This window comes from Curtobacterium flaccumfaciens, from assembly GCF_018598405.1.
GTDB classification, from domain to species: Bacteria; Actinomycetota; Actinomycetes; order Actinomycetales; family Microbacteriaceae; genus Curtobacterium; species Curtobacterium aurantiacum.
In genome coordinates, this window is sequence record NZ_JAHEWS010000021.1 from 1 (window position 1) to 23144 (window position 23144).

The 23144-nt window shown below is 69.6% G+C and carries 23 protein-coding genes and 4 tRNA genes; 7 read left to right on the forward strand and 20 right to left on the reverse strand.

Annotated features, from left to right (window positions below; genetic code table 11):
• Positions 1-161: 161 nt before the first annotated feature.
• The 6 genes from KK097_RS13025 to KK097_RS13050 form a co-directional block, all read right to left on the reverse strand.
• Positions 162-1109: a TolB family protein gene (locus KK097_RS13025; RefSeq protein ID WP_214545115.1), complete on the reverse strand. Its 948-nt coding sequence runs from the start codon at positions 1107-1109 to the stop codon at positions 162-164.
• Positions 1110-1250: 141 nt separating this feature from the next.
• Positions 1251-2090, reverse strand: coding sequence for a carbohydrate ABC transporter permease (locus tag KK097_RS13030; RefSeq protein WP_214529542.1), 840 nt, complete (start codon positions 2088-2090; stop codon positions 1251-1253).
• A complete protein-coding gene (locus tag KK097_RS13035) occupies positions 2083-3078 on the reverse strand; it encodes a carbohydrate ABC transporter permease (RefSeq protein ID WP_214529543.1) in 996 nt (331 codons plus the stop codon). Before KK097_RS13035 ends, KK097_RS13030 begins: the two co-directional genes overlap by 8 nt.
• A gap of 288 nt (positions 3079-3366) precedes the next feature.
• Positions 3367-4668: an ABC transporter substrate-binding protein gene (locus KK097_RS13040; protein WP_214529545.1), complete on the reverse strand. Its 1302-nt coding sequence runs from the start codon at positions 4666-4668 to the stop codon at positions 3367-3369.
• A 120-nt stretch (positions 4669-4788) separates the two neighbouring features.
• Positions 4789-5940: a Gfo/Idh/MocA family protein gene (locus KK097_RS13045; protein ID WP_214529547.1), complete on the reverse strand. Its 1152-nt coding sequence runs from the start codon at positions 5938-5940 to the stop codon at positions 4789-4791.
• A complete protein-coding gene (locus tag KK097_RS13050) occupies positions 5937-6683 on the reverse strand; it encodes a sugar phosphate isomerase/epimerase family protein (RefSeq protein ID WP_214529548.1) in 747 nt (248 codons plus the stop codon). The genes KK097_RS13045 and KK097_RS13050 overlap by 4 nt, the downstream gene beginning before the upstream one ends.
• A gap of 144 nt (positions 6684-6827) precedes the next feature.
• Between KK097_RS13050 and KK097_RS13055 the strand changes: the two genes are divergently transcribed.
• A complete protein-coding gene (locus tag KK097_RS13055; RefSeq protein ID WP_214529549.1) occupies positions 6828-8039 on the forward strand; it encodes an ROK family transcriptional regulator in 1212 nt (403 codons plus the stop codon).
• A 67-nt stretch (positions 8040-8106) separates the two neighbouring features.
• Positions 8107-8793: a YqaJ viral recombinase family protein gene (locus KK097_RS13060; RefSeq protein ID WP_214545116.1), complete on the forward strand. Its 687-nt coding sequence runs from the start codon at positions 8107-8109 to the stop codon at positions 8791-8793.
• Positions 8794-8801: 8 nt separating this feature from the next.
• On the opposite strand, the gene KK097_RS13065 is transcribed toward KK097_RS13060, so the two are convergent.
• The 6 genes from KK097_RS13065 to KK097_RS13090 form a co-directional block, all read right to left on the reverse strand.
• Positions 8802-9410 carry a Pr6Pr family membrane protein gene (locus KK097_RS13065; RefSeq protein WP_214529551.1) on the reverse strand — a complete coding sequence of 203 codons (609 nt, stop codon included), beginning with the start codon at positions 9408-9410 and terminating at the stop codon, positions 8802-8804.
• A 101-nt stretch (positions 9411-9511) separates the two neighbouring features.
• Positions 9512-10201 (reverse strand): 50S ribosomal protein L1, encoded by a 690-nt coding sequence (gene rplA / locus KK097_RS13070; RefSeq protein ID WP_214545117.1) that lies wholly within the window; start codon positions 10199-10201, stop codon positions 9512-9514.
• Positions 10202-10291: 90 nt separating this feature from the next.
• Positions 10292-10723 (reverse strand): 50S ribosomal protein L11, encoded by a 432-nt coding sequence (gene rplK / locus KK097_RS13075; protein ID WP_017888638.1) that lies wholly within the window; start codon positions 10721-10723, stop codon positions 10292-10294.
• Positions 10724-10881: 158 nt separating this feature from the next.
• Positions 10882-11934: a transcription termination/antitermination protein NusG gene (gene nusG / locus KK097_RS13080; RefSeq protein ID WP_214545118.1), complete on the reverse strand. Its 1053-nt coding sequence runs from the start codon at positions 11932-11934 to the stop codon at positions 10882-10884.
• 134 nt (positions 11935-12068) lie between these two features.
• Positions 12069-12332: a preprotein translocase subunit SecE gene (gene secE / locus KK097_RS13085; protein WP_371830607.1), complete on the reverse strand. Its 264-nt coding sequence runs from the start codon at positions 12330-12332 to the stop codon at positions 12069-12071.
• Between the two features lie 35 nt (positions 12333-12367).
• Positions 12368-12440: transfer RNA gene (locus KK097_RS13090), tRNA-Trp, on the reverse strand.
• A 151-nt stretch (positions 12441-12591) separates the two neighbouring features.
• On the opposite strand from KK097_RS13090, the gene KK097_RS13095 reads away from it, so the two are divergent.
• Positions 12592-13818, forward strand: coding sequence for a pyridoxal phosphate-dependent aminotransferase (locus KK097_RS13095; RefSeq protein ID WP_214545150.1), 1227 nt, complete (start codon positions 12592-12594; stop codon positions 13816-13818).
• 102 nt (positions 13819-13920) lie between these two features.
• Here the strand turns inward: KK097_RS13095 and KK097_RS13100 are convergent, their stop codons facing one another.
• From KK097_RS13100 to KK097_RS13110, 3 genes are read right to left on the reverse strand one after another with little or no spacing between them, the layout of a single operon-like run.
• Complete coding sequence (locus tag KK097_RS13100; protein ID WP_214545119.1) at positions 13921-14949, reverse strand: UDP-N-acetylmuramate dehydrogenase; 1029 nt, start codon at positions 14947-14949, stop codon at positions 13921-13923.
• Positions 14950-14951: 2 nt separating this feature from the next.
• Positions 14952-15377, reverse strand: a complete 426-nt coding sequence (locus KK097_RS13105) for a MaoC/PaaZ C-terminal domain-containing protein (protein WP_214545120.1) — start codon at positions 15375-15377, stop codon at positions 14952-14954.
• Positions 15374-15823 carry a MaoC family dehydratase N-terminal domain-containing protein gene (locus KK097_RS13110; RefSeq protein WP_214545121.1) on the reverse strand — a complete coding sequence of 150 codons (450 nt, stop codon included), beginning with the start codon at positions 15821-15823 and terminating at the stop codon, positions 15374-15376. The genes KK097_RS13105 and KK097_RS13110 overlap by 4 nt, the downstream gene beginning before the upstream one ends.
• Positions 15824-15954: 131 nt before the next feature.
• Between KK097_RS13110 and KK097_RS13115 the strand changes: the two genes are divergently transcribed.
• The gene (locus KK097_RS13115) at positions 15955-16353 is read left to right on the forward strand and encodes a hypothetical protein (protein WP_214529561.1); all 399 of its coding nucleotides are present in this window, start codon (positions 15955-15957) and stop codon (positions 16351-16353) included.
• Positions 16354-16421: 68 nt separating this feature from the next.
• Entirely contained in the window at positions 16422-18347 is a 1926-nt protein-coding gene (locus tag KK097_RS13120) for an ABC transporter ATP-binding protein (protein WP_214529563.1), read from the forward strand.
• A gap of 109 nt (positions 18348-18456) precedes the next feature.
• On the opposite strand, the gene KK097_RS13125 is transcribed toward KK097_RS13120, so the two are convergent.
• From KK097_RS13125 to KK097_RS13145, 5 genes are all read right to left on the reverse strand, one after another.
• Positions 18457-18530: transfer RNA gene (locus tag KK097_RS13125), tRNA-Met, on the reverse strand.
• 33 nt (positions 18531-18563) lie between these two features.
• Positions 18564-18635 (reverse strand) — tRNA-Thr (locus KK097_RS13130).
• Positions 18636-18728: 93 nt separating this feature from the next.
• Entirely contained in the window at positions 18729-19877 is a 1149-nt protein-coding gene (locus tag KK097_RS13135) for a M23 family metallopeptidase (RefSeq protein WP_214545122.1), read from the reverse strand.
• 148 nt (positions 19878-20025) lie between these two features.
• A complete protein-coding gene (locus tag KK097_RS13140) occupies positions 20026-20856 on the reverse strand; it encodes an inositol monophosphatase family protein (protein WP_214545123.1) in 831 nt (276 codons plus the stop codon).
• 58 nt (positions 20857-20914) lie between these two features.
• Positions 20915-20999: transfer RNA gene (locus tag KK097_RS13145), tRNA-Tyr, on the reverse strand.
• A 137-nt stretch (positions 21000-21136) separates the two neighbouring features.
• Between KK097_RS13145 and KK097_RS13150 the strand changes: the two genes are divergently transcribed.
• Positions 21137-21625: a YajQ family cyclic di-GMP-binding protein gene (locus KK097_RS13150; protein WP_214529567.1), complete on the forward strand. Its 489-nt coding sequence runs from the start codon at positions 21137-21139 to the stop codon at positions 21623-21625.
• A gap of 40 nt (positions 21626-21665) precedes the next feature.
• Positions 21666-23126 carry a cardiolipin synthase gene (gene cls, locus KK097_RS13155; RefSeq protein WP_214545124.1) on the forward strand — a complete coding sequence of 487 codons (1461 nt, stop codon included), beginning with the start codon at positions 21666-21668 and terminating at the stop codon, positions 23124-23126.
• Positions 23127-23144 lie beyond the last annotated feature (18 nt).

A 23144-nucleotide genomic window follows, 5' to 3' on the forward strand; every position in this document is an offset into this window, starting at 1 on the left:
GTCGCTCAGCGCGAAACGCGGGCGGGGCGGGGCGTCCGCCCGCGTTTCGCGCTGAGCGACAGTCCACGCGTCCGGCGGCGCGTGGACTGTCGCTCAGCGCGTGAGGACGCCGCCGGCCCGGCGCGGCAGCCGCCGCCGGCCCGGCGCCGCAGACGCCGCCGCTACCCCGCCACCGGGTAGTCGCAGTACGCGAACCAGGTCGAGTCCGGCGCCCACGGCGGCACGTTGACCGTCCCCTGCCCGCCGTCGAGTACCACGAGGGTCTCCGGCTGGACCGCGATCCGGGCGCCCCGGACGAGCGAGCCGGGCAGCAGCCGGAGCTCGACGCGGTGGTCGGCCGGGTGGCCCTGCACCCCGGGCTCGAACGACAGGTAGAGCAGGTGCGCGCCGTCCGGGGACAGGTGCGGGAACCAGTTCACCCGGTCGTCGTTCGTCAGGCGGACCGGGCTGTCGTGCCCCGGCCAGCGGACGGCCAGCTGGGCGGTGCCGGGGGTGAACCGCTCGGTGTTCCAGAGCAGGATCCCGCCGGCCGGGCTGATCGTGCAACCGTCGTCGGGGTGCCCGTCGCGCGTCACGAACGTCGGTTCCCCGGTCTCCGGGCCGACCATCGCGACGTCGGTGGTCCAGACGCCGTCCTCGGACAGCTCACCGACGATCGCCGCGAGGGCACTGCCGTCGGGGGCGATGCCGTGCAGGTAGAACTTCCGCTTGGTCGGCAGGGCCGCTTCGACGTCGGTGATCCGGACCGCCGATCCGCCGTCGGGCAGCGGGACCCGGTACAGCTCACCGTCGCGGGCGCTCACCACGATCGAGGTGCCCGAGGGGTCGAGCACGTGGTCGTTGTTGATCTCGTCGACGCCGGCCATCGGCACCCGCACGAGCGCGGTCTCGTCGAGGACGGTGTCGCTGTCGGCCGACGGCAGCCGCAGCAGCCAGAGGTCGCCGTCGCCGTTGAGCACCAGGGTGTCGGCGTCGAGGACGTTCGGTGCCTCGACGAGCACCGTGGCCGACTCGAACACGAGCCGCGGCGTGCGGGTCTCGACGTCGTAGACGTGCACGCGGCTGGTCTGTCCGGGCAGCAGCTGCCGCCCACGGGTCTCGTCGCTCATGGTCTCATCCTGTCGGTCGGGTGGTCGGGTGGGTGGGGAGACGGCAAAACACCGGTGTTCGCGCTGCGCACCGCGTGATGCGGGGGTGTCGAGCACGAACACCGGTGTCTTGCGGACAGGCTTTGCGGAAGGGACGAGCGCCTACTTCACGGCACCCGCGGTCAGACCGGCGACGAACTGGCGCTGGACCACGAGGAACGCGGCCACGACCGGGATCGACACCACGAGCGACGCCGCCATCACCTGGTTCCAGTACACGTTCGTCTGCGTCGAGTACTGCTGCAGACCGACCGCCAGGGTCGAACCGAGGCCGTTCGTCATGACCGAGGCGAAGAGGACCTCACCCCAGGCCGTCATGAACGAGTAGATCCCGACCGCCACCAGACCCGGACGGGCCGACGGCAGGATGACCCGGAACAGGGCACCCATCGGACCGGAACCGTCGACCATCGCAGCCTCGTCGAGCTCACGCGGGATGGTCTCGAAGTAGCCGGCGAGCATCCAGATCGAGAACGGCAGCGTGAACGTCAGGTACGTGATGATCAGGCCGAGCCACGACCCGACGAGCTGGATGCCCAGGGTGTTGCCGAGGTTCGTGAAGATCAGGAACAGCGGGAGCAGGAACAGCACGCCGGGGAACATCTGCGTGGAGAGCACCGCGGTGGTGAAGGTGCTCTTGCCCTTGAAGTTCCAGCGCGAGACACCGTAGGCGGCGAACGTCGCGATGATCAGCGAGAACACCGTCGCCACGGTGCAGACCACGAGCGAGTTGATGAAGTACCGGCCGAGCGGCACGGTCGACCACATGTCGATGAACGGCTGGAAGGTGATGGTCGACGGGATCCACGTGAAGTTGTCCTGCACGTCGCCGAGCGGCTTCATGGCCGTGGTGATCATCACGTACAGCGGCACGACCGTGAACAGGGTCAGGACGACCAGGGTGATGATCTTGAAGGACTTGGCGCCAGTTGTCTCACGCACGGACGGACCTCCGGTTGGTCACGGCGAGGTAGATGCCGGTGACGACGAGCAGGAAGAGCAGGAGCAGGACGCTCATCGCGGCGCCGGAACCGAAGTTCCAGGTGATGAACGACGCGTTGTAGATGTGGAAGCTCAGCAGGTCCGCGGCGGGCGGCTGGGCGGTCGAGCCGAACAGGACGAACGGCGTGTTGAAGTCGTTGAACGTCCAGAGGAACATCACGAGCACGAGCGTCACGTTGACCGGGCGGACCATCGGCAGCGTGATCGAGCGCCACTGGCGGAACGGCTTGGCGCCGTCGACCGAGGCGGCCTCGTAGACGTCGTTCGGCACGGACTGCAGACCGGCCATGAGCATCAGGAACGCGAACGGCCAGGTCTTCCAGATCGCCACGACGACGACGGCGACGAAGGCGTTGTTGCCGATGAGCCAGAACGGGGCCTCCCCGCCGAACAGGCCGAGTTGGTCGACCAGGAGGTGGTTCAGCGCTCCGGAGTCACGCTGGAACATGAACTTCCAGGTGATCACGCCGGCGTACATCGGCAGCGCGTACGGCACGAGGAACAGGGTGCGGAAGAGCCCGCGACCCGCGAACGGCTTCTGCAGCGCGACGGCTGCCGCCATGCCGAAGGTCCAGGAGAGCCCGACCACGAGGACCGTGAAGGCGCAGGTGATGAGGAAGGAGTTGAGGACCCCGCGGCCGATCGCCTGGTCGAAGTCGACGGCGACCTGGTAGTTGCGGAAGCCGGCGAAGGGCGCGGCGCCCCAGTTGGCGATGAAGTACTTGGTGAGCTGGATGAACGAGATCCAGATGCCGACGAGCATCGGGACGATGTGGATGAGCAGCTCGAACAGGATGGCCGGCGCGACGAGCGCGTAGGGCAGCCAGTGGATCTTGCGCTTGCGACCCGGCGGACGGCCCGACATCGTCGGGGCCTTCGTGTGCGTCGGGTCGATGCGCTCCGAGTCGGGCAGGACCGTCGTGGACATCTGGTGGGGCCTTTCGGCAGGAGGGGCGTGCAGGTGCGGTCCGCGCAGGCCGTGGCAGCGGCCTGGGCCCACGCGGCCCGGTTCCGACGCGGTGCGGAGCTTGCGGAGCAGCGTGGCGGCCGAGGCCGTGGGGGGAGGCGCGGGGTGCGTGGGGCAGGAGCCTCACGGCCGACGGGTGGTCGGCCCTGGGGCGTGCGCCTCACGGCCGACGGGTGGTCGGCTCTGGAGCGTCAGGGGCTGGAGGCCCGGGCGCGTCGCTGCGGACGCGACCCGGGCCTCCAGGGTGGATCAACCGGCGGCCTGGGACACCTGGTCCTGGGCCGTCTGCAGGGCCGACTTGATGTCGGCCTCGGAGACGGTGGAGCCGGTCGCGATCTTGGCGAACATGTCGTTCATCGCCTTGCCGACCGTGGACTCGAACTGGTCCTCGGCAGGCACCAGCGGGAGCGGCTTCGCCTTGTTGTTGTAGATGTCGAGGAACGTCTTCGTCTGCTCGTCCTCGACGGAGTCAGCAGCCTCGGCGAGGACCGGCAGAGCCGAGTACGGCTTGTCCAGCGTCGTCTGCGTGTCCATGCTCGTCATGTACTTGACGAACTCGAGCGCGCCGTCCTTGTTCTTCGTGTTCTTGAAGACCGACAGGTTGATGCCGGCCGGGAACGAGGCGATCTCCTCGCCACCGGTCGGGGCGGGCAGGGCGACGACGCCGTACTCGGACGACTTCATGCCGAGGGACTCGATGGTCGCGTTCGCGTTGTTCTGGTTGAGGATGAACGCGGCCTTCTTCTTCGCGAAGTCCGTGGTGGACTGCGTCGCGTTGTCGTACTGCGCGTTCGACGGGTTCGCGACCTTGGAGTCCTGCATCAGGTCGAGGTAGCGCTTGATGCCGTCGACGTTGGCCTTCGACGTGAAGGTCGGCTTGCCGTCCTCGTCGAACCACTCGCCACCGTTCTGCGCCGAGTTGATGAACGCGAAGTGCGAGTTCTCGGTGTACGAACCGCCGGCGAGGCTGAAGCCGTAGGTGTCGCCCTTGGTGAGCTTCTCGGCGGCGTCGACCATCTCCTCCCACGTGGTGGGCGGGGTGATCCCGGCGTCGGCGAGCATCTTCTTGTTGTAGTACAGGCCGTACGCGAGGCCGTAGAGCGGGACGCTCGTGACCGTCTCGCCGGGCGCGCCACCGGTGGAGAGGGCGACCTTGCCGAACTTGTCCTCGCCGCCGATCGCCTTCATCTCGGCGTCACCGAACTCCTGGAAGGCGCCGGTGGCCTGGAGCGAGGTCGCCCAGGTGTTGCCGATGTTGACGACGTCCGGGCCCTGGCCCGAGGTGACGGCGGTCTGGATCTTGTTCTGCAGGTCGTTCCAACCGATGACCTGGAGGTCGACCTTGATCCCGGTCTCCTTGGTGAACTTCTTGAGGACGGGGGTCAGCACCTCCTTGTCGTTCTGCAGGGAGGTGCCCTGGTTGGACGCCCAGTAGGTGAGCGTCTTGGAGTCGCCGGCGTCGCCGGACGACCCGGAGGAGCAGGCTGCGAGGCCGGACACGGTGAGTGCGGCGGCCGCGGTGATGGCCAGTGCGCGGATGGCAGTGCGCATGACTCTCTACTTTCTCGTCGTTGAGATGGTGCAGGGATGGTGCAGGAGGTGGAGCTGGTGCTGCGGTGGAACGGTCGTACTGGTCGGGTGCTGCTGTGGGTGCGGGGGCGCCCGGGCCGCTCAGGCCAGGGTGCGCTCCGCGGGGTCCCAGCCCTCGGGGAGGGTCGGGGAGGGCGACACGGTGCTCTCGACGAGCACCGCCTCGCCACGTTCTGCCGCCTCGGCGATGGAGACCATCACGTCGAGGACGTGGAAGGCGAGCGCACCGGGGACGCGGTTCTCGTCGCCGGCCCGCAGGGAGCGGGCCAGGTCGACCACGCCGGTGCCGCGCGAGTACGTGGAGCCGACCGCGGGGATCGTCTCGGGCTCCTCGGAACCGAGGGCGTACAGCTCGGTGTCGCCGTCGAAGTTGTTCGGGTCGGGGAACACGACGGTGCCGGTCTCCCCCGCGATCTCGACGAAGCCGGTGCGACCGCGGTCGGACTCGAACGAGAAGACGCTCTGCGCGCTCCCGCCGTTCTCGAACTCGATCAGCGCGGAGTGGTTCGTCGGCACCTCGACCGGGAAGTCCGTGCCGGCCTTCGGACCGGAGCCGATGGTGCGGGTGGCACGGGACTTCGACGCCGTCGCCGTGACCTTCTTCACCGGTCCGAACGTCTGGACGAGTGTGGTGATGTAGTACGGGCCGATGTCGAACAGCGGGCCGGCACCGTACGCGAAGAGGAACTCGGGGCTCGGGTGCCACGACTCGGGGCCGGGGCTCTGGAAGAGCGTCAGGCCGTTCAGGGGTGTCCCGATGCGGCCGTCGCGGATGGTGCGGAGCGCGGTCTGCAGGCCGGCGCCGAGGAACGTGTCCGGGGCGACGCTGACGGTCTTGCCCGCGGCGGCCGCGGCGTCGCGGAGTTCCGCGGCGCTGGCCCGGTCGAGGGCGTAGGGCTTTTCGCCCCAGACGTGCTTGCCGGCGGCCAGGGCCTGGAGCGCGACCTCGACGTGGGCGGCCGGGATCGTCAGGTTCACGACGATCTCGATGTCGTCGTCGGCCAGGAGCTCCTCGACGGTGCCCGATCCGGGGACGCCCCACTTCTCGGCCTGCGCGGCGGCGCGCGGCAGGTCGATGTCGGCGATGAAGCGGACGGTCACGTCGGGGAAGACGGTGAGGTTCGACAGGTACTGGTCCGAGATGACCCCGGCGCCGATGACGCCGACGCCGACGGGGCCGGTGCGGGTGCCGCTGTCGGTCGCCGTCGCAGCGGCGGTCGTGGTGTCGGTCATGCGCGGGCCCCCTCGAGGAACGTGTAGGAGTCGGCGACGGCCTGGAACACGTCACCCTCGTGGTCGTCGAGCTCGACGACGTGCAGCGCGTCGGGCGCGGCGGCGATGATGTCGCGGATCGGCATGATGCCGTTGCCGACGGCGACCTGCTGCTTGTCGTCGTGCGAGCCGTCGCCGTCCTTGACGTGCAGGAACTGGACCTTGTCGCCGTACTTGCCGATGACCGCGACCGGGTCGTCCCCGCCGACCTGCACCCAGTAGGTGTCGAGCTCGAGCACGACGTCGTCGGACAGGGCGTCGGCGAAGACCTCGTAGGCGCTGACACCGTCGATGCGGTTCGAGAACTCGAACGCGTGGTTGTGGTAGCCGAGCACCAGGCCGTGGTCGGCGGCGCGCGGGGCGAGGGCGCTGAGTTCGCGGGCGATCGCCTCGACGTCCTCGCGGGTGGTCCAGCGGGCCTCGTCGATGTGCGGGTCGATGAGGGTCCCGAAGCCGAGGGTGGTGGAGGCGTGGAAGATGCGCTCGAGGTCCTGTGCACCGGCGTCCAGCAGACGGGCGTGGCCGCTCGGGGCGGCGAGGCCGGCGCCCTGCAGGGCTGCGGCGAGTTCGTCGGCGTTCTCGACGAAGCCGAAGGCCTCGACGTTCGTGTAGCCGATGTCGGCGATGCGCTGCAGGGTGCCGGGCAGATCAGCACTGAGGGCATCGCGGACCGTGTAGAGCTGGACCGAGAGCGGTTGGGTCACCAGGGGTTCTCCTCGTCGAGATGGTGCGGTCGTCACTGACCGATCGTCACACTACGAGCACTTCTGTCGGCGGTCAAGCAGAAGTCCGAGGAATGTCGACGGACTTCATTGCGTGGCGCGAAGGATGTGTGCTTCACTCCCCACATGGTCGACTTGAACCGGACGGCAGCGTCGCCTCCGGTCGGGACGAGCGAGCTCTTCCAGATCCTCCGCGACGGCGTGCCGCGCACCAGGGCCGAGCTCGCCGCCCTGACAGGACTCGCACGCTCCACCATCGGCGTGCGCCTCGACTCCCTGATCGACATCGGGCTCGTCGGGGCCGTGGACACCGCGGTCTCCACCGGCGGACGTCCGCCCGCACAGGTGGCGCTGAAGCCCCGCGCCCGACTCGTGGTCGCCGCCGACCTCGGTGCCTCCCACGGCCGGGTCGCCGTCACCGACCTGGTCGCGGCACCGCTCGCCACCCGGGAAGCCCGGATCGACATCGCCGCCGGCCCGGTCCCGACGCTGTCCTGGCTCGTCGAGACGATCGACGGCCTCCTCGCCGAGGTCGGGCGCAGCCGCCAGGACGTCATCGCCATCGGTATCGGCGTGCCCGGACCCGTCGAGTTCTCCACCGGACGACCGGCCAACCCGCCGATCATGCCCGGCTGGGACGGTTTCGACGTGCCCTCGTGGCTCCGTCAGCACATCGCCGCGCACGTGCTGCTCGACAACGACGTCAACATCGCGGCCCTCGGTGAGCGGGAGCACGGCTGGCCCGACATCGACCACCTGCTCTTCGTCAAGGTCGCCACCGGCATCGGGTCGGGCATCGTCTCCGAGGGCCGGCTGCAGCGCGGTGCCCAGGGCACCGCTGGTGACATCGGCCACGTGCGGGTCTCCCGCGCCGGCGACGTCCCCTGCCACTGCGGCAACACGGGCTGCCTCGAGGCCGTGGCCTCCGGTCCGGCGATCGCCCGGGCCCTCCGCGCGAAGGGGCACGACGCGCACACCGGTGCGGACGTGATCGACCTGGTGAACCGGTCGGACCTCGACGCGATCTACGCCGTGCGACAGGCCGGTCGGGACATCGGCGAGGTCCTGGCGACCTGCATCTCGCTCATCAACCCGTCCGTCATCGCACTCGGCGGATCGATCACGCAGGCCGGCGAGCACCTGCTCGCCGGCGTCCGCGAGGTCGTCTACTCCCGTTCGATGCCCCTGGCCAGTGAGCACCTCGTCATCGTGCAGTCGCGCGCCGGGTCCCTCGCCGCACTGCAGGGCGCCGCGGCCCTCGCCATCGGCTACGCCCTCTCCCCCGCCGGGGTCGACGAGCTGGTCGCCTTCGCCGAGGGACGCGAACTCGTCTCCTGACGCACACCCGCGGTCGCGTGAGCGCGTCGGTTTCGGTCTTGCCGGTGGTCGGGGGGACAATCGTCGGGTGACGATCGTGCAGCCCACCCTGTGGGGCGACCTGGACCCCGGTCTGGAGGATCTGTCTGCCTCCGCCACGCCGGCTGCGGTCCCCGGACGTGGTGCGTTCACCGCCCTGCGCGGCCACACCGAGCGCATCGTCGCGCACTCCTCGGACCGCGTCGCATGGCTCCGCGCCCGTGCCATGGGCATCACCGCGACCGACGTCGCCCGGCTCGCCTCACTGCGCGCGGTCGAGGCCGTCGTCACCGAGAAGCGCTACGGCTCCCGGTTCTCCGGCAACGCGTTCACCGAGCACGGCAAGGACCGCGAACCGGTCATCGCCGCGTGGGTGGCGGCGACGCACGGCATCCAGCCCTCGGCGCACCTGTTCCACGCCGCCGCGAACCGCGCCCACCTCGCCACCCCGGACGGCGTCGGGGTCGACGAGTCGTCGCGCGTGGTGCTCGCCGAGATCAAGACCACCGGCAAGGCCTGGCGGAGCATCCCCCGGCACTACCTGCGGCAGATCTGGTGGCAGCAGTACGTGCTCGGCGCCGACCGCACCCTGTTCGTCTGGGAGCGCCACGACGGGTTCGTGCCGGTCGCCGACGAACCCGAGTGCCGCTGGGTCGACCGCGACGACGACCAGATCCGCGGGCTGGTGCAGCTCGCCGACCTGGTGCTCGACAAGCTCCGCGGCTTCCGCTCCTAGCCCGTCTCCTAGACCTTCACCAGGCGCAGCCGGCTCATCCCCACGACGAGGATGCCGAGCAGGGTGATCGAGACCGCGATCCCGACCACGTAGATCGCGACGACGCCGTAGCCCTGCGCCGGATCGAGGAACGGGTACGGCACCCACCCGTCGGTCGCACCGCGGACGAGCACCACGGTGGTCCAGACCGCGGGGTAGAGCAGGAACCACCACACGTGCCGGAGCAGCAGTCGCGCCCGGTCCGAGAACAGCAGCCAGTCGAGCACCGCGTACACCGGGATGATCTTGTGCACGATGTCGTTCGACCACGGCACCGACGCCGAGACGTTGGCACCGGTGAGCAGCGTGTTGTAGACGATGCCGGTCGTCGCGATGTACACCGTCGCGGCGCCGCGGAGCACCGAGACGGCGAGGTCCGCCCGCTTGCGACGGGCCGCGGCCACGAGCGTCACCGCGAGGGCCACGGCGACGATCAGGTTCGACTGGATCGTGAAGTAGCCGAAGAAGTTCCAGAACGAGTAGGTCGGGGTCCGCGAGCTCTCGAGCCACTGCGCGACGACCGCGACGACGACGGCGATGAGGGCGATCAACCGGAGCGAGTTCACGAGGGTGCGCACCGCTCCACGCTACCGGGACGGCTCCGGGACACGCGGAAAGGGCCCACACCGTTGCCGGTGCGGGCCCTTCCACGAGTCAGACGACTCGAGAGTCAGACGACTCAGATGCTGTTGACGTCCAGCGGGATGCCGGGACCGAAGGTCGTCGAGACGGCGCCCTTCATGACGTAACGGCCCTTCGAGGACGACGGCTTGAGGCGGTTGATCTCCTCGAGCGCGGTCGTGATGTTCTCGTCGAGCTGCTCCGGCGTGAACGAGGCCTTGCCGACGACGAAGTGCACGTTGGCGTGCTTGTCGACGCGGAACTCGATCTTGCCGCCCTTGATGTCGTTGACGGCCTGCGCCACGTTCGGGGTCACGGTGCCGGTCTTCGGGTTCGGCATGAGGCCACGCGGGCCGAGCACCTTGCCGAGACGACCGACCTTGCCCATGAGCTCGGGGGTCGAGACGGCGGAGTCGAACGAGGTGTAGCCCTCGGCGACCTTCGCGATGAGCTCGTCGCCACCGACCTCGTCGGCACCGGCGGCGATGGCGGCCTCAGCAGCCGCACCCGTCGCGAAGACGATGACGCGGGCGGTCTTGCCCGTGCCGTGCGGCAGGATGACCGTGCCGCGGACCATCTGGTCGGCCTTGCGGGGGTCGACGCCGAGCTTCAGCGCGACCTCGACCGTGGAGTCGGTCTTCGAGGAACCGGTCTCCTTGGCCAGGGCGACGGCCTCGGTCGGGGTGTAGAACTTGTCGGCCTCGATCTTCGCGGCCGCGGCCTGGTAGGCCTTGGACTTCTTCGCCATGGTGGTCTCCTTGCGAGATACGTGGTTGGCGAGCCGGCGAGGCTCTCCCACGGAAAGGTGTCTGGTGGTGGGCCGGAGCCCGATCGGTGCTTAGGCCTCGACCGTGATGCCCATCGAGCGTGCGGTGCCGGCGATGATCTTCGCGGCCTGCTCGATGTCGTTGGCGTTCAGGTCGGCCTGCTTGGTCTCGGCGATCTGACGGACCTGGTCCATCGAGATCTTCGCGACCTTGACCGTGTGCGGGGTCGAGGACCCCTTCTGCACACCAGCAGCCTTCTTGATGAGCTCGGCGGCCGGCGGGGTCTTCAGGACGAACGTGAACGAACGGTCCTCGTAGACGGTGATCTCGACCGGCACGACGTTGCCACGCTGCGACTCGGTCGCCGCGTTGTACGCCTTGCAGAACTCCATGATGTTGACGCCGTGCTGACCGAGCGCCGGACCGATCGGGGGGGCCGGGTTGGCGGCTCCCGCGTTGATCTGCAGCTTGATCAGGCCCGTGACCTTCTTCTTCGGTGCCATGACTTGTCTTCCTCCTGGAATCGAACACACGGGGACCCGTGCACTCTCCCGCTGGTCCGGCCGTTCCGGACAGCGGTGAAGGCCCGCTCGCACGAGGCGCGCGGGCCCAAACCCGTTCAGTGTAGTCGATCTCGGTGATCGCTACAGCGTGGTGATCGCTAGAGCTTGGTGACCTGGTCGAAGCTGAGCTCGACCGGGGTCTCACGCTCGAACAGCGAGACGAGGACCGTGAGCTTGCCGCTCTCCGGCTTGATCTCGGAGATCGAACCAGGCAGACCCGCGAACGAGCCTTCCTTGATCGTGATCGTCTCGCCGACCTCGAAGTCGACCTCGGCCGCGGGCTGGGCCTGCAGCGAGCCGCTGCCCTTCGCGCCGCCCTTGGTGGGGGCCGCCTCGGCGACCTGCACGAGGGACTTGAGCATGCCGAACGCCTCGTCGAAACGGAGCGGCGTCGGGTTGTGCGCGTTGCCGACGAAGCCGGTGACCCCCGGGGTGTGCCGGACGACGGACCACGAGTCCTCGTTGAGGTCCATTCGGACGAGCACGTACGAGGGGATCCGGACGCGGGTGACCAGCTTGCGCTGCCCGTTCTTGATCTCGACGACGTCCTCCATCGGGACCTCGACCTGGTAGATGTAGTCCTCCATCGACATCGAGACCATGCGGTTCTCGATGTTCGACTTCACGCGGCGCTCGAAGCCCGCGTAGGAGTGGATGACGTACCACTTGCCCGGCTTCATCCGCAGCTCGGCCTTGAAGGCTTCGTACGGGTCGACCTCGGCGGGCTCGTCGTCCTCGTCCTCGGCGTCGAGTGCCTCGTCGGCGGCGAGCGTCTCGTTCGCCTCGGCGGCGGTCTCGGACTCGAGTTCGACTTCTTCCTCGTCCTCGACGGCCTCGACGGCGGCCTCGGCCTCGTCGGCGGAGTCGATCTCGAGGGCGTCGTCCACGACGGCGTCGGCCTCGGGGTCCCGGGCTTCCTGCAGGGCGGTCAGCGCCTCGTCGAGGCCCGCGTCGACGGTGCCGTCGTCGGGCTCGGAGCTGAGGCCGAGCGACTCGTCATCGTCGCCCTCGATCGAGACCGCACGCTCTTCAGCGGACTCGACGGAGCGTCCTTCGCCGGTCTCGACGTCGCCTTCCTGGTTCTCCTCGACCTCGGAGGACTGCTCGGCAGCCGTCGCGAGGTCGATGTCATCGCGGGAGTTGTCAGACACAGTCGATTCTTTCCGTTCGGTGGTTCGGGTCGGGGTGGCGTTCGGTCATGGTCACGGGCAACGCCGTCACGATCGACGCCGTCTCGGGCGACCGTACTCCTCGGAACAGCCGCACACGGCAGCCGACGTCGGGGTCAGGCCGTGGGCCCGTTGCCGAAGACGTACCCGACGCCGAGTCCGAACACGAAGTCGAGGATCGACACCAGGATCATCATGACGACGACGAACACGAGCACGACGCCCGTGTAGCTGAAGAGTTCCTTGCGGGTCGGCGTGACGACCTTGCGCAGTTCGCCGATCACCTGGCGGATGAAGAGCACGATGGCAGCGATGGGCCCGCGGCGCTCGGCCCGGTCCTGCTTCGCCTTGGCGACGACGTCGTCCGCCGTCGTCTCCATGTCTTTGCTCGCCAACTTCTACCCTTCCAGAGTTGCAGGGCGGACAGGACTCGAACCTGCAACCTGCGGTTTTGGAGACCGCTGCTCTACCAATTGAGCCACCGCCCTTCGGACGCGGTTCGACACCGATCCGCGTTCCGGTGGACGAGTCTACGGGAGTCCGTCACACGGTGTCCACTTGACCCCTTCCACGGCGTGCCGCGCCGGTAGGCTGGACCCCGTGAGCACCGCAGCCCCAGGCCCCGAGTCCACCGCCCACGTGTCCGTCGACACCCTCGCCACCGCGCCGGCCGATCGTCCGCGCATCGCGTCCCGCATCGCGGCCATCGCCGAGTCCGCGACGCTCAAGGTCGACGCGAAGGCCAAGGCGCTCAAGGCAGCCGGGCGGCCGGTGATCTCGTTCGCCGCGGGCGAGCCCGACTTCGCGACCCCGCAGCACGTCGTCGACGCGGCCGTCGCTGCCGCGCAGGACCCGAAGAACCACCGGTACACGCCCGCGACCGGTCTGCCCGAACTCAAGCAGGCCATCGCCGACAAGACCGCCCGGGTGTCCGGCATCGCGGTCGACCCGTCGCAGGTCATCGTCACGAACGGCGGCAAGCAGGCGGTCTACCAGGCCTTCCAGACCATCGTCGACGCCGGAGACGAGGTCCTGCTGCCGGCGCCCTACTGGACCACCTACCCCGAGGCGATCCGCCTGGCCGGTGGCGAGCCGGTCGAGGTCTTCGCCGGCAGCGACCAGGACTACCTGATGACGGTGGAGCAGCTCGAGGCGGCCCGCACCCCGGCGACCAAGGCCCTGCTGTTCTGCTCGCCGTCGAACCCCACCGGCGCCGTGTACTCGGCGGAGCAGACCCGGGCCATCGGCGAATGGGCGCTCGAGCACGGCATCTGGGTGATCAGCGACGAGATCTACCAGGACCTGGTGTACGACGGGGTCCGGTTCACCGGCATCCTGGCCGAGGTCCCCGCCCTGGCCGACACGACGATCCTGGTGAACGGCGTCGCGAAGACCTACGCGATGACCGGCTGGCGCGTCGGGTGGTTCATCGGTCCGACCGACGCCGTCAAGGCCGCGTCGAACCTGCAGTCACACCTGTCGTCCAACGTCTCGAACGTGTCGCAGCGCGCCGCGATCGCCGCCCTGACCGGTCCGCAGGAGCCCGTCGCCGCCATGCGAGAGGCCTTCGACCGCCGCCGGAAGACCATCGTGGACGGCCTCAACGCCATCCCGGGCTTCCGGACGCCGACCCCGCAGGGCGCCTTCTACGTCTACCCGGACGTCACCGCGCTGCTCGGTCGCGAGTGGGCCGGTTCGACCCCGACGACCACGCTCGAGCTGGCCGACCTGATCCTCGAGCACGCCGAGGTCGCGGTCGTCCCGGGCGAGGCGTTCGGCCCCTCCGGCTACCTGCGCCTGTCGTACGCGCTGGGCGACGACGACATCGCCGAGGGCGTCGCCCGACTGGCGACGTTCTTCGCGTAGTCCCTCCGCATCCGCAGGACGGGCCACCTCATCGAGGTGGCCCGTTCTGCGTTCCGGGAGGCCCGTGGCACGTCGTGCTCGTCCGTCCCGTCGTGTGGACGATCAGCCGAGCAGGTCGCCCACCACGACGGGTTCCGGGACGAGCGAGACGCCGAAGCGGTTCAGGACGGTCACCTGCACGAACCGTGCGAGCTCGGCCACCTGGGCGGCCGTCGCCCCACCCCGGTTCGTCAGGGCGAGGGTGTGCTTCGACGAGATCGCCGCGCGGGATCCCGGCACCGCGTACCCGCGGTGCACGCCGGCGTGCTCGATGAGCCACGCGGCACTGAGCTTGACGTCGTCGCCCGCGGGCCACCGGGGCGCATCCGTCGGCAGGGTCTCGGCGAACGCCGGCGAGACGATCGGGTTCGTGAAGAACGACCCCGCGCTCCAGGTGTCGTGGTCGTCCCCGTCGAGCACCATCCCCTTCGAGCCGCGCAGCCGCAGGACCTCGTCGCGGACGGTCGAGGGCGGCACGAGCGCACCGAGGTCGACACCGAGCGAACCGGCGAGCTGCGCGTACCGCACCGGCACGCCCTGCTCCCCCGCGAACCCGAGCCGGAACTCGACCGTCAGCACCACCCCGCGGCGACCGTGCTTGAGCGTCGACGTGCGGTAGCCGAGCGCCAGCTCGGCTGCCGGGACCCACGCGCGCTCCCCCGTGGCCGCATCGAGGAACTCGACGCGCGTGAGCACGTCGGCGAGTTCGACCCCGTAGGCGCCGATGTTCTGCACCGGGGACGCACCGACCGTGCCCGGGATGCCGCTGAGTGCCTCCAGGCCGGTCCAACCGTTCGCGACGGTCGTGGCGACGAACGGGTCCCACGGTTCCCCCGCGGCGACGCGGACGGTGACGCCGTCGGCGTCGCGCTCGGCGTCGACGCCCGTCGTCCGGACCAGCACGACCGTGCCGTCGAAGCCCTGGTCGGCGACCAGCAGGTTGCTGCCGCCGCCGAGGACGAGCCACTCGTGGTCGTCGAAGGCGTCGAGCGCGTGGGCGACGAGGTCGTCCGTCGTCGTGGCCGTGAGCAGCCGGGAGGCGGCCCCGCCGACGCGCAGCGTCGTCAGGTCGGCCAGCACCGGCTCGGACACGGTCAGCGGAACACCACCGTGACCTGCGCCTTGCCGAGCACGGTCTGCCCGGCGGCGGTCACGGTGAGGTCGATGCGCTTCGGACGGCCGTCCTCGTCGACGGTGCCGACCTTCGCGACGATCCCGACGGCGGCACCCTGCTCCGGGTCGACGACGACCGGACGCGTGAAGCGGACGCCGTAGCCCGCGACCCAGCCGCTGTCACCGAGCCACTCGGCGACCGGCTGCACGGCGATCCCCATCGTGAGCATGCCGTGGGCGAGGACACCGGGCAGGCCGACCGACGCGGCCACGTCGTCGCGGTAGTGGATCGGGTTGAAGTCGCCGGATGCGCCTGCGTACCGGACGAGCGAGTCGCGGGTGACGTGCACGTCACGCTCGGCGACGACCGTGCCGACCTCGAGCGCGGTGGCTGGTGCGGCGGTCATGCGTCGTCTCCTCGGACCACGAGGGTGGAGGTCGCCGTGACGACGTGCTCCCCCGAGGCGTCGTTCATCGTGCTCTGGGCCGTGACCATCGCGTTGCCACCGAGGGTCTTCACGCTGGTCACCGTCAGCGTCGCGGTGAGCTCGTCACCGGCGACGATCGGGCGATCGTAGGTGAACGACTGCTCACCGTGGACGACGCGGGAGAAGTCGATGCCGGCGTCGGGCTCGTTCAGGAGCTGCGCGAGCGTGGCCTCCTGCACGACGACGGCGAAGGTGGGGGGTGCGACCACGTCGGCGTACCCGGCCGCCCGTGCGGCGTCGGGGTCGTGGTGGACGGGGTTGGTCGCGAACACCGCACGCGAGAACTCGCGCACCTTCTCGCGGCCGACCAGGTAGGGCTGGGCCGGCGGGAACGTCCTGCCGACGAGCTCGGGGTTCACTGACACCACGGCAGTCTACCGACGCCCGTCCTGGGGCCTGTCGTCCATGAGAACGCATCAGTTAGACTGTCTGATACCGATTCGGGGGAATCGGCGCGTGCCCCGGGGCACGAGTTCGTTCGGGACGGGGAGAGCCGATGGACACCACGACCGAGTTCGCCGTGCACACGGGCGACCGGTGCACCGCCATGGAGGTCGCTGCCGCAGCGCTGCGCCGCACGGGACACCACGTCGAGTCGACCGGCGGCACGATGACCGCGACGGCCGGCAGCCGGGTGCTCACCATCCTGCTCGGCGCACTCGTGCAGCCCGCGCGGGAGTACCGGCGGTACGAACTGTCGACCATCGTGGACGGCGCCACCACCACCATCACGCTGCGGCGGACGGGACACATGACGGCCGTGTCCGGCGGGAGCATCGGCGCGAACCGGCGTCGCGCCGCCTGGCGGGACGTCACCGTCTCGATCGAGGACGCCTTCCGCTCGGCCGGCGTGCTGGCGACGCGCACCGACACCGGGTCGCACCGGACGCACTAGCCCCGCCGCGGCGCCGAGGGGGCGACCGGCCATCTATGTTGGGCGTGGTCCCCATGAAAGGAACCACCATGAGCATGGAGAGCGCGGCCTGGAGCTCGCTGTACAAGATCTCGACGGCCAAGGACGGCAAGCACGGTTTCTCTCGCGCGTCCCTGCGGCGGATCATGTCCTTCGCGGTGCCCTACCGGGGCAAGCTGCTGGTGTTCATCACCCTCTCCGTCGTGGGGGCGTTCCTCGCGGTCGCGACACCGGTCCTCGCCGGCCAGGTGGTCGACGTCATCGTCGCCCGCGGCGAGATCAGCACCATCGTCCGGCTCGCCGTCGTCATCGCCCTCGTGGCCGTGGCCGACGCCGCCGTGTCGCTGACCACCCGCTGGTACTCGGCGCGGATCGGCGAAGGGGTGATCCTGGACCTCCGCACCGCCGTCTTCGACCACGTGCAGAAGATGCCCATCGCGTTCTTCACCCGCACCCGGACCGGTGCGCTCGTGAGCCGCCTCAACAACGACGTGATCGGCGCGCAGCAGGCCTTCAGCGGCACGCTGTCCGGTGTGGTCACGAACCTCGTGGCGCTGATCCTCACCCTGGTCGTCATGCTCAGCACCTCGTGGCTCGTGACGGTCCTCGCCGTGGTCATGCTCCCCGTCTTCCTGGTGCCCGCGCGCCGCATGGGCAGCCGACTCGCCGCGCTGCGACGCGAGGCCGCCGACCACAACTCCGCGATGAGCACGCAGATGACCGAGCGCTTCTCGGCGCCCGGCGCCACGCTCGTCAAGCTGTTCGGTCGGCCCGACGAGGAGGCCGAGGAGTTCCGCGTCCGCGCCGCGCGGGTCCGTGACATCGGGGTCCGGACCGCGATGCTGCAGTTCGTCTTCTTCACCGCCCTCATGCTCGTGTCCGCGCTCGCCCTCGCCCTCGTGTACGGGCTCGGCGGCTTCCTCGCCCTCGCAGGGCAGCTGGACACCGGCGAGGTGGTCACCCTGGCGCTCCTCCTGACCCGCCTCTACGCGCCGCTGACGAGCCTCGCGAACGCTCGGGTGGAGATCATGAGCGCGGTGGTCAGCTTCGAGCGTGTCTTCGAGGTGCTGGACCTCGAACCGCTCATCCGGGAGCAGCCCGACGCCGTCACCGTCCCGGACGGCCCGGTGTCCGTCGAGTTCGACGACGTCCGCTTCGCCTACCCCTCCGCCGACAAGGTGTCCCTCGCCTCGCTCGAGGAGGTCTCCACGCTGGACACCCGCGGCGGCGAGGAGGTCCTGCACGGCCTGTCCTTCCGGATCGAGCCGGGCCAGACCGTCGCCCTGGTCGGGACGTCCGGTGCCGGCAAGTCCACGGTGGCGCAGCTCCTCTCCCGCCTCTACGACGTCGACAGCGGTGCCGTCCGCCTCGCCGGCACGGACGTCCGCGACGTCACCTTCGCCTCGATGCGGCACACCCTCGGGATGGTGACGCAGGACGGCCACCTGTTCCACGAGACCATCCGCTCCAACCTCCGGTTCGCCCGACCGGAGGCCTCCGAGGACGAAGTGTGGGACGCCGTCCGTCGCGCACGGCTCGAGCCGCTCATCCGGTCCCTCCCCGACCAGCTCGACACCATGGTCGGTGAGCGCGGCTACCGGCTGTCCGGGGGCGAACGTCAGCGGATGACCATCGCGAGGCTCCTGCTCGCCCAGCCGCGCGTCGTCATCCTCGACGAGGCGACGGCGGCACTGGACTCGACGTCCGAGGCCGCCGTGCAGGCCGCGCTCGGCGAGGCGCTCGAGGGACGGACCGCGATGGTGATCGCACACCGCCTCTCCACCATCCGCAGCGCGGACATGATCCTCGTGGTCGAGGACGGCTCGATCGTGGAGCGCGGGACGCACGAGGAACTGCTGGCCGCGGGTGGGCGGTACGAGGAGCTGCACCGGACCCAGTTCGCCGCGCAGAAGAACGTCGCGGCCGACGAGGAGGCACTGAGCGGGCCCGGGTCGCTGCGGACCGCGATCGACTGAACGGAACGGAACGGGTGCAGAGGACCGGCAGCGACACCGCAAGGGCACTGTGCCACGCACAGAGAAGGCCCCCTGACCCAGGAGATCCTGGGCGAGAGGGCCTTGCGTGTAGCGAGGGCGGGACTTGAACCCGCGACCCCACGATTATGAGTCGTGTGCTCTAACCAACTGAGCTACCCCGCCAGAGATCCGGAAGCGACACGCGCACCGGGTCGGAGCCCCGAGTCAGGATTGAACTGACGACCCCCTCCTTACCATGGAGGTGCTCTACCACTGAGCTATCGGGGCGATGTGCCGCGAACGGCACCACACGAGGATAGCAGACCACCGACGCTGCTCCGGAACCGGACGAGACGCCCGGGCGTGCCGCGTCGCGGACCGCTAGTTCGCGTTGGCCTTGAGCCACGCCAGCGGGTCCACCGGGGCCCCGTCGACGTGCACCTCGAGGTGCAGGTGCGGGCCGGTGGAGTTGCCCGTGCTGCCGACGAGACCGAGGATGTCGCCTGCTTCGACGTGCTGGCCGGTGACGACCTTGAAGGAGTTGTCCTCCATGTGGCCGTAGACGCTGACGAACTGCTTGCCGTCGACGTCGTGCTCGACCCAGACGTCGTTGCCGAAGCCGCCGTCGTTCGCCTGCACCTTGATCACGGTGCCGGCGGCGATCACGCCGATCGGCGTGCCCTCCCCCGGAGCGAAGTCGATGCCCATGTGGTTCGTCGAGCAGAACGAGCACCCGGCGACCTGGCGTCCGCCGAAGCCCGAGGTGATCGGGACGCCGGTGAGGAACGGCCACTGGATGGTGCCCGTCGGGTCGTTCGTGAAGGTCGAGGAGTCCACGTTGGCGTACTGCGTCGCGTCGGACACCGTGTACTGGTCACGGTCGGTGGAGCTGTCCGCCGCGGAGCCGACCTGCATCGACTGGGTGGCACCGTCGGCGGCGGCACGGGCCGCGGTCGAACCGGACTGCGGCACCCAGAGCGCCTGCGCCGGCAGCGACGTCGAGACGACGAGACCGGCGGCGAAGAGGAGTGCACCCACCGCGGTCACCCGCGACGCGGCGCGACGGAACGACGCACCTTGCTTCGGGGTCCGAGCCGTCGCGGTCACGGGGGTCGGGGTGGAGCGGATGTGGCGGGTCGCACGGTCCACCGGGGCCGTCGTGGCCGGGCGGCTGCTGCGGCGACGGGACGCGGGGACCTGACCGGCGACCCGGCGCGGCTGCGACACCGAGGCGGCGGGAGCGACCGGCTGCGCCTGCACGACGGGCGAGGTGGGTGCCGGCGGCGTCGCGATGCGGGCGGCCGGGCGCGCGGGCGAGGCCGGTGCCAGGTCGATCGGCGAGACGGGAGCCGCGGGGGTCCCCGGCGTGGCCGCGCCGATCACGTCGTCGAAGGAGGGCCCCGTCGCGACCGTGCTCCTCGCTGCCGCTCGCTCCGCCTCGATCCGAGCTCGTCGGCTCAGGTGGACGACCGGCGCGGCGGCGTCGACGGAACCGTCGGTGGGAGCGGGCGAGAGCGGGGTGTGGGGCATGCGTGCGGTGGCGATCCTGATCGGGGAAGGGCTCGCTCGATGGTAACGAGCAGATAACGGGACCTGAGCACGCTAGCAAAGCTCGTCGCACGTCGCCAGTCGTGGTCATGTCCACACCGCACCCCCAGACCTGGGGCCCGGCGAGTCGTCAGGCCTCGATCGCGCCGAGTGGGTCGGCCTCCAACCTGCGCAACAGGGCCTCGAGATCGTCTGCGACCGCCGGGCTCGCGAACAGGAACGACCGGGTTCCGCCGGCCTCCCAGATGCGGATCGTGGCGCCGGCCTCCTGCGCGACGAGGGCTCCGCCGGCCATGTCCCACGGGTTGATCCCGCGCTCGTAGTAGGCGTCGACGACCCCGGCCCCGACGGCACAGCAGTCCAGCGACGCCGCTCCCCCGCGGCGGATGTCGCGTACCTCGCCGATCAGTCCGGCGAGCACGCCGACCTGCTCACGCCGACGGTCGGCGGTGTACCCGAAGCCGGTCGCGACGAGCGTCTCGGCCAGTGAGGCGGGCGTGGCGACGGACAGCGGCTGTCCGTCACGGGTCGCACCCTGCCCGACGGCCGCGCGGAAGACGGTGCCCGTCGCCGGAGCCACGACGACGCCCGCGATCGGCTCCCAGGTCATCGGGTCCGGCGCACCCCGGACGACGCCGATGCTGACGCCGTACTCGGCACTGCCGTAGAGGTAGTTGACCGTGCCGTCGATCGGGTCGACCACCCAGGTGATGCCCGAGGCACCGGAGGCGGAGCCGGACTCCTCGCCGTGGAAGGCGTCGTCGGGGCGGGCCTCGGCGATCCGGGCGCGGATGAGCGCCTCGACCTCGCGGTCGGCGGCCGTGACCACGTCGACGATGCTGGACTTCCGGTCCGCGACCTCGACCCCCTCGGCGCGGCGCCGTGCGGCCAGTGCCGCCGCATCACGGGCGATCGACTCGGCGAGGTCGGCGAACTGGGACGGGGTGAGATCGGGAGCCATGCACCCATCCTCCCGGAAACACCATCGGCCCCGTCCACAGTGGACAGGGCCGATCAGGTGGTGGCAAGTGAGGGATTCGAACCCCCGAAGGCTACGCCGGCTGATTTACAGTCAGATCCCTTTGGCCGCTTGGGTAACTTGCCATGCGCACCCAGCCGGTGTGATCACCAACCGAAGGCGCGCACAAGAGCATAGCGGATCCGCAACGGTGCTCGTGACCACCGTGCGCCGATCCACGCGACCGGAACCGCGCCTCCAGTCCGCCGTTAGGCTGTCCCGCATGGCAGACAGTTCCTTCGACGTGGTCAGCAAGGTCGACAAGATGGAGGCGGAGAACGCCCTCAACCAGGCCGCCAAGGAGATCGAGCAGCGGTACGACTTCAAGGGTGCCGACGCTTCGATCGCGTTCAGCGGCGAGGACGTCCTGATCAAGGCGAACTCGGAAGAGCGCGCCAAGGCGGTCCTCGACGTGCTGCAGAGCAAGGCGATCAAGCGCAACATCAGCCTGAAGAGCCTCGACGCCGGCGACCCGTACCCCTCGGGCAAGGAGTACCGCATCGAGGTGAAGTTCAAGAACGGCATCGAGCAGGACGTCGCGAAGAAGATCGGCGCCTTCCTGCGCGCGAACGCCCCGAAGTCCGTGAAGAGCCAGATCCAGGGTGATGAACTCCGCGTCTCCTCGAAGAGCCGCGACGACCTGCAGAACACGATCCAGCTCCTCAAGGGTGAAGAGTTCGACGTGCCGCTGCAGTACATCAACTTCCGCTGACCCGCGGCGCCCTCCGAACGACACCCGACACCGGCACCCCGTGGAGCACTGGCTCAGCGTCGTCATCACCGTCCTGCTCGTCCTGCTGGACCTGGCGATCCGCGTCTTCTCGATCATCTACGTCCCGATCAACCGGAAGCCGCAGACCGCGACGGCCTGGCTGCTCGCGATCTTCCTCATCCCGTACATCGGGTTCATCGTCTTCCTGGTCATCGGGTCGACGAAGCTCCCGCGTGCCCGGCGGGAGAAGCAGACCGAGATCAACGCGTACATCCTCGAGCAGACCGAGGGCATCGAGCGAGTGCGCCGTGACCACCCGTGGCCCGCGTGGCTCGAGAGCATCACGCGCCTGAACCGTGAACTCGGCGCGATGCCCCTGGTCGGCGGCAACTCCGCGGAGCTCTACCCGGACTCCGAGGAGTCCATCGCGGAGATGACCCGGGCGCTCGACCAGGCCCGCCGGTTCGTGCACGTCGAGTTCTACATCGCGACGCTCGACGACACCACGCGGCCGTTCTTCGACGCCCTCGCCCGCGCGCAGGCCCGTGGCGTCACGGTGCGCTTCCTGCTCGACCACTGGGCCAGCCGCGGGTACCCCGGCTACAAGGAGACCCTGACGTTCATGGACCGGGCCGGCATCGAGTGGCACCTGATGCTGCCGCTCCTGCCGCTGCAGGGGAAGTTCCAGCGCCCGGACCTCCGCAACCACCGGAAGATCATGGTGATCGACGGGTCCGTCGCGTTCACCGGTTCGCAGAACCTGATCGACGCGTCGTACGACCTGCGGTCCCACGTCGAGAAGGGCATGGTCTACAAGGACCTGTTCGCCCGGTTCGAGGGACCGGTCGTCGCCGGGCTCAACGCCCTGTTCGTCACCGACTGGTACAGCGAGACCGACGAGCTGCTGCTCCGTGAGAGCGACCCCGTGCAGCGGGCCGACCGCGGGGACGCGCTCGACTGCCAGGTGGTGCCGTCCGGACCGGGCTTCGACGGTGAGAACAACCTTCGCCTGTTCAACGCGCTGCTCTACTCGGCGCAGCAGCGGGTCTCGATCACGTCGCCGTACTTCGTGCCCGACGACTCGATGCTCTACGCCATCACGACGACGGCCCAGCGCGGGGTCGAGGTCGAGCTGTTCGTCGGTGAACTGGGCGACCACGCGATGACCTGGCACGCGCAGCGCTCCTACTACGAGGAACTGCTGCGTGCCGGTGTGAGGATCTGGCTGTACCGGGCCCCGACGATCCTGCACGCCAAGCACTTCACGATCGACGACGAGGTGTCGGTGATCGGGTCGAGCAACATGGACATGCGGTCGTTCAGCCTGAACCTCGAGGTCTCCGTGATGGTGCGCGGTCACCGCTTCGTCGACGCCCTGCGCGAGGTGCAGGACTCCTACAAGGAGCACAGCTTCGAACTCACGCTCGACGCGTGGGTCGACCGTCCGCGACGTTCCAAGGTACTCGACAACGTCGCGCGGCTCACGGCGGCGCTGCAGTAGCTGTCTGGAGGCCCGGTG

Excerpts from the sequence above, each read along its gene's own strand:
- rplA (WP_214545117.1), bottom strand. The coding sequence starts at position 10,201 with ATGGCGAAGAAGTCCAAGGCCTACCAGGCCGCGGCCGCGAAGATCGAG.
- KK097_RS13115 (WP_214529561.1), top strand. The coding sequence starts at position 15,955 with ATGGACACCACGACCGAGTTCGCCGTGCACACGGGCGACCGGTGCACC.
- secE (WP_371830607.1), bottom strand. The coding sequence starts at position 12,332 with ATGGAGACGACGGCGGACGACGTCGTCGCCAAGGCGAAGCAGGACCGG.
- KK097_RS13105 (WP_214545120.1), bottom strand. The coding sequence starts at position 15,377 with ATGACCGCCGCACCAGCCACCGCGCTCGAGGTCGGCACGGTCGTCGCC.
- KK097_RS13140 (WP_214545123.1), bottom strand. The coding sequence starts at position 20,856 with ATGGCTCCCGATCTCACCCCGTCCCAGTTCGCCGACCTCGCCGAGTCG.
- KK097_RS13040 (WP_214529545.1), bottom strand. The coding sequence starts at position 4,668 with ATGCGCACTGCCATCCGCGCACTGGCCATCACCGCGGCCGCCGCACTC.
- KK097_RS13055 (WP_214529549.1), top strand. The coding sequence starts at position 6,828 with ATGGTCGACTTGAACCGGACGGCAGCGTCGCCTCCGGTCGGGACGAGC.
- rplK (WP_017888638.1), bottom strand. The coding sequence starts at position 10,723 with ATGGCACCGAAGAAGAAGGTCACGGGCCTGATCAAGCTGCAGATCAAC.
- KK097_RS13025 (WP_214545115.1), bottom strand. The coding sequence starts at position 1,109 with ATGAGCGACGAGACCCGTGGGCGGCAGCTGCTGCCCGGACAGACCAGC.
- KK097_RS13120 (WP_214529563.1), top strand. The coding sequence starts at position 16,422 with ATGAGCATGGAGAGCGCGGCCTGGAGCTCGCTGTACAAGATCTCGACG.
- KK097_RS13045 (WP_214529547.1), bottom strand. The coding sequence starts at position 5,940 with ATGACCGACACCACGACCGCCGCTGCGACGGCGACCGACAGCGGCACC.
- KK097_RS13035 (WP_214529543.1), bottom strand. The coding sequence starts at position 3,078 with ATGTCCACGACGGTCCTGCCCGACTCGGAGCGCATCGACCCGACGCAC.
- KK097_RS13135 (WP_214545122.1), bottom strand. The coding sequence starts at position 19,877 with ATGCCCCACACCCCGCTCTCGCCCGCTCCCACCGACGGTTCCGTCGAC.
- KK097_RS13150 (WP_214529567.1), top strand. The coding sequence starts at position 21,137 with ATGGCAGACAGTTCCTTCGACGTGGTCAGCAAGGTCGACAAGATGGAG.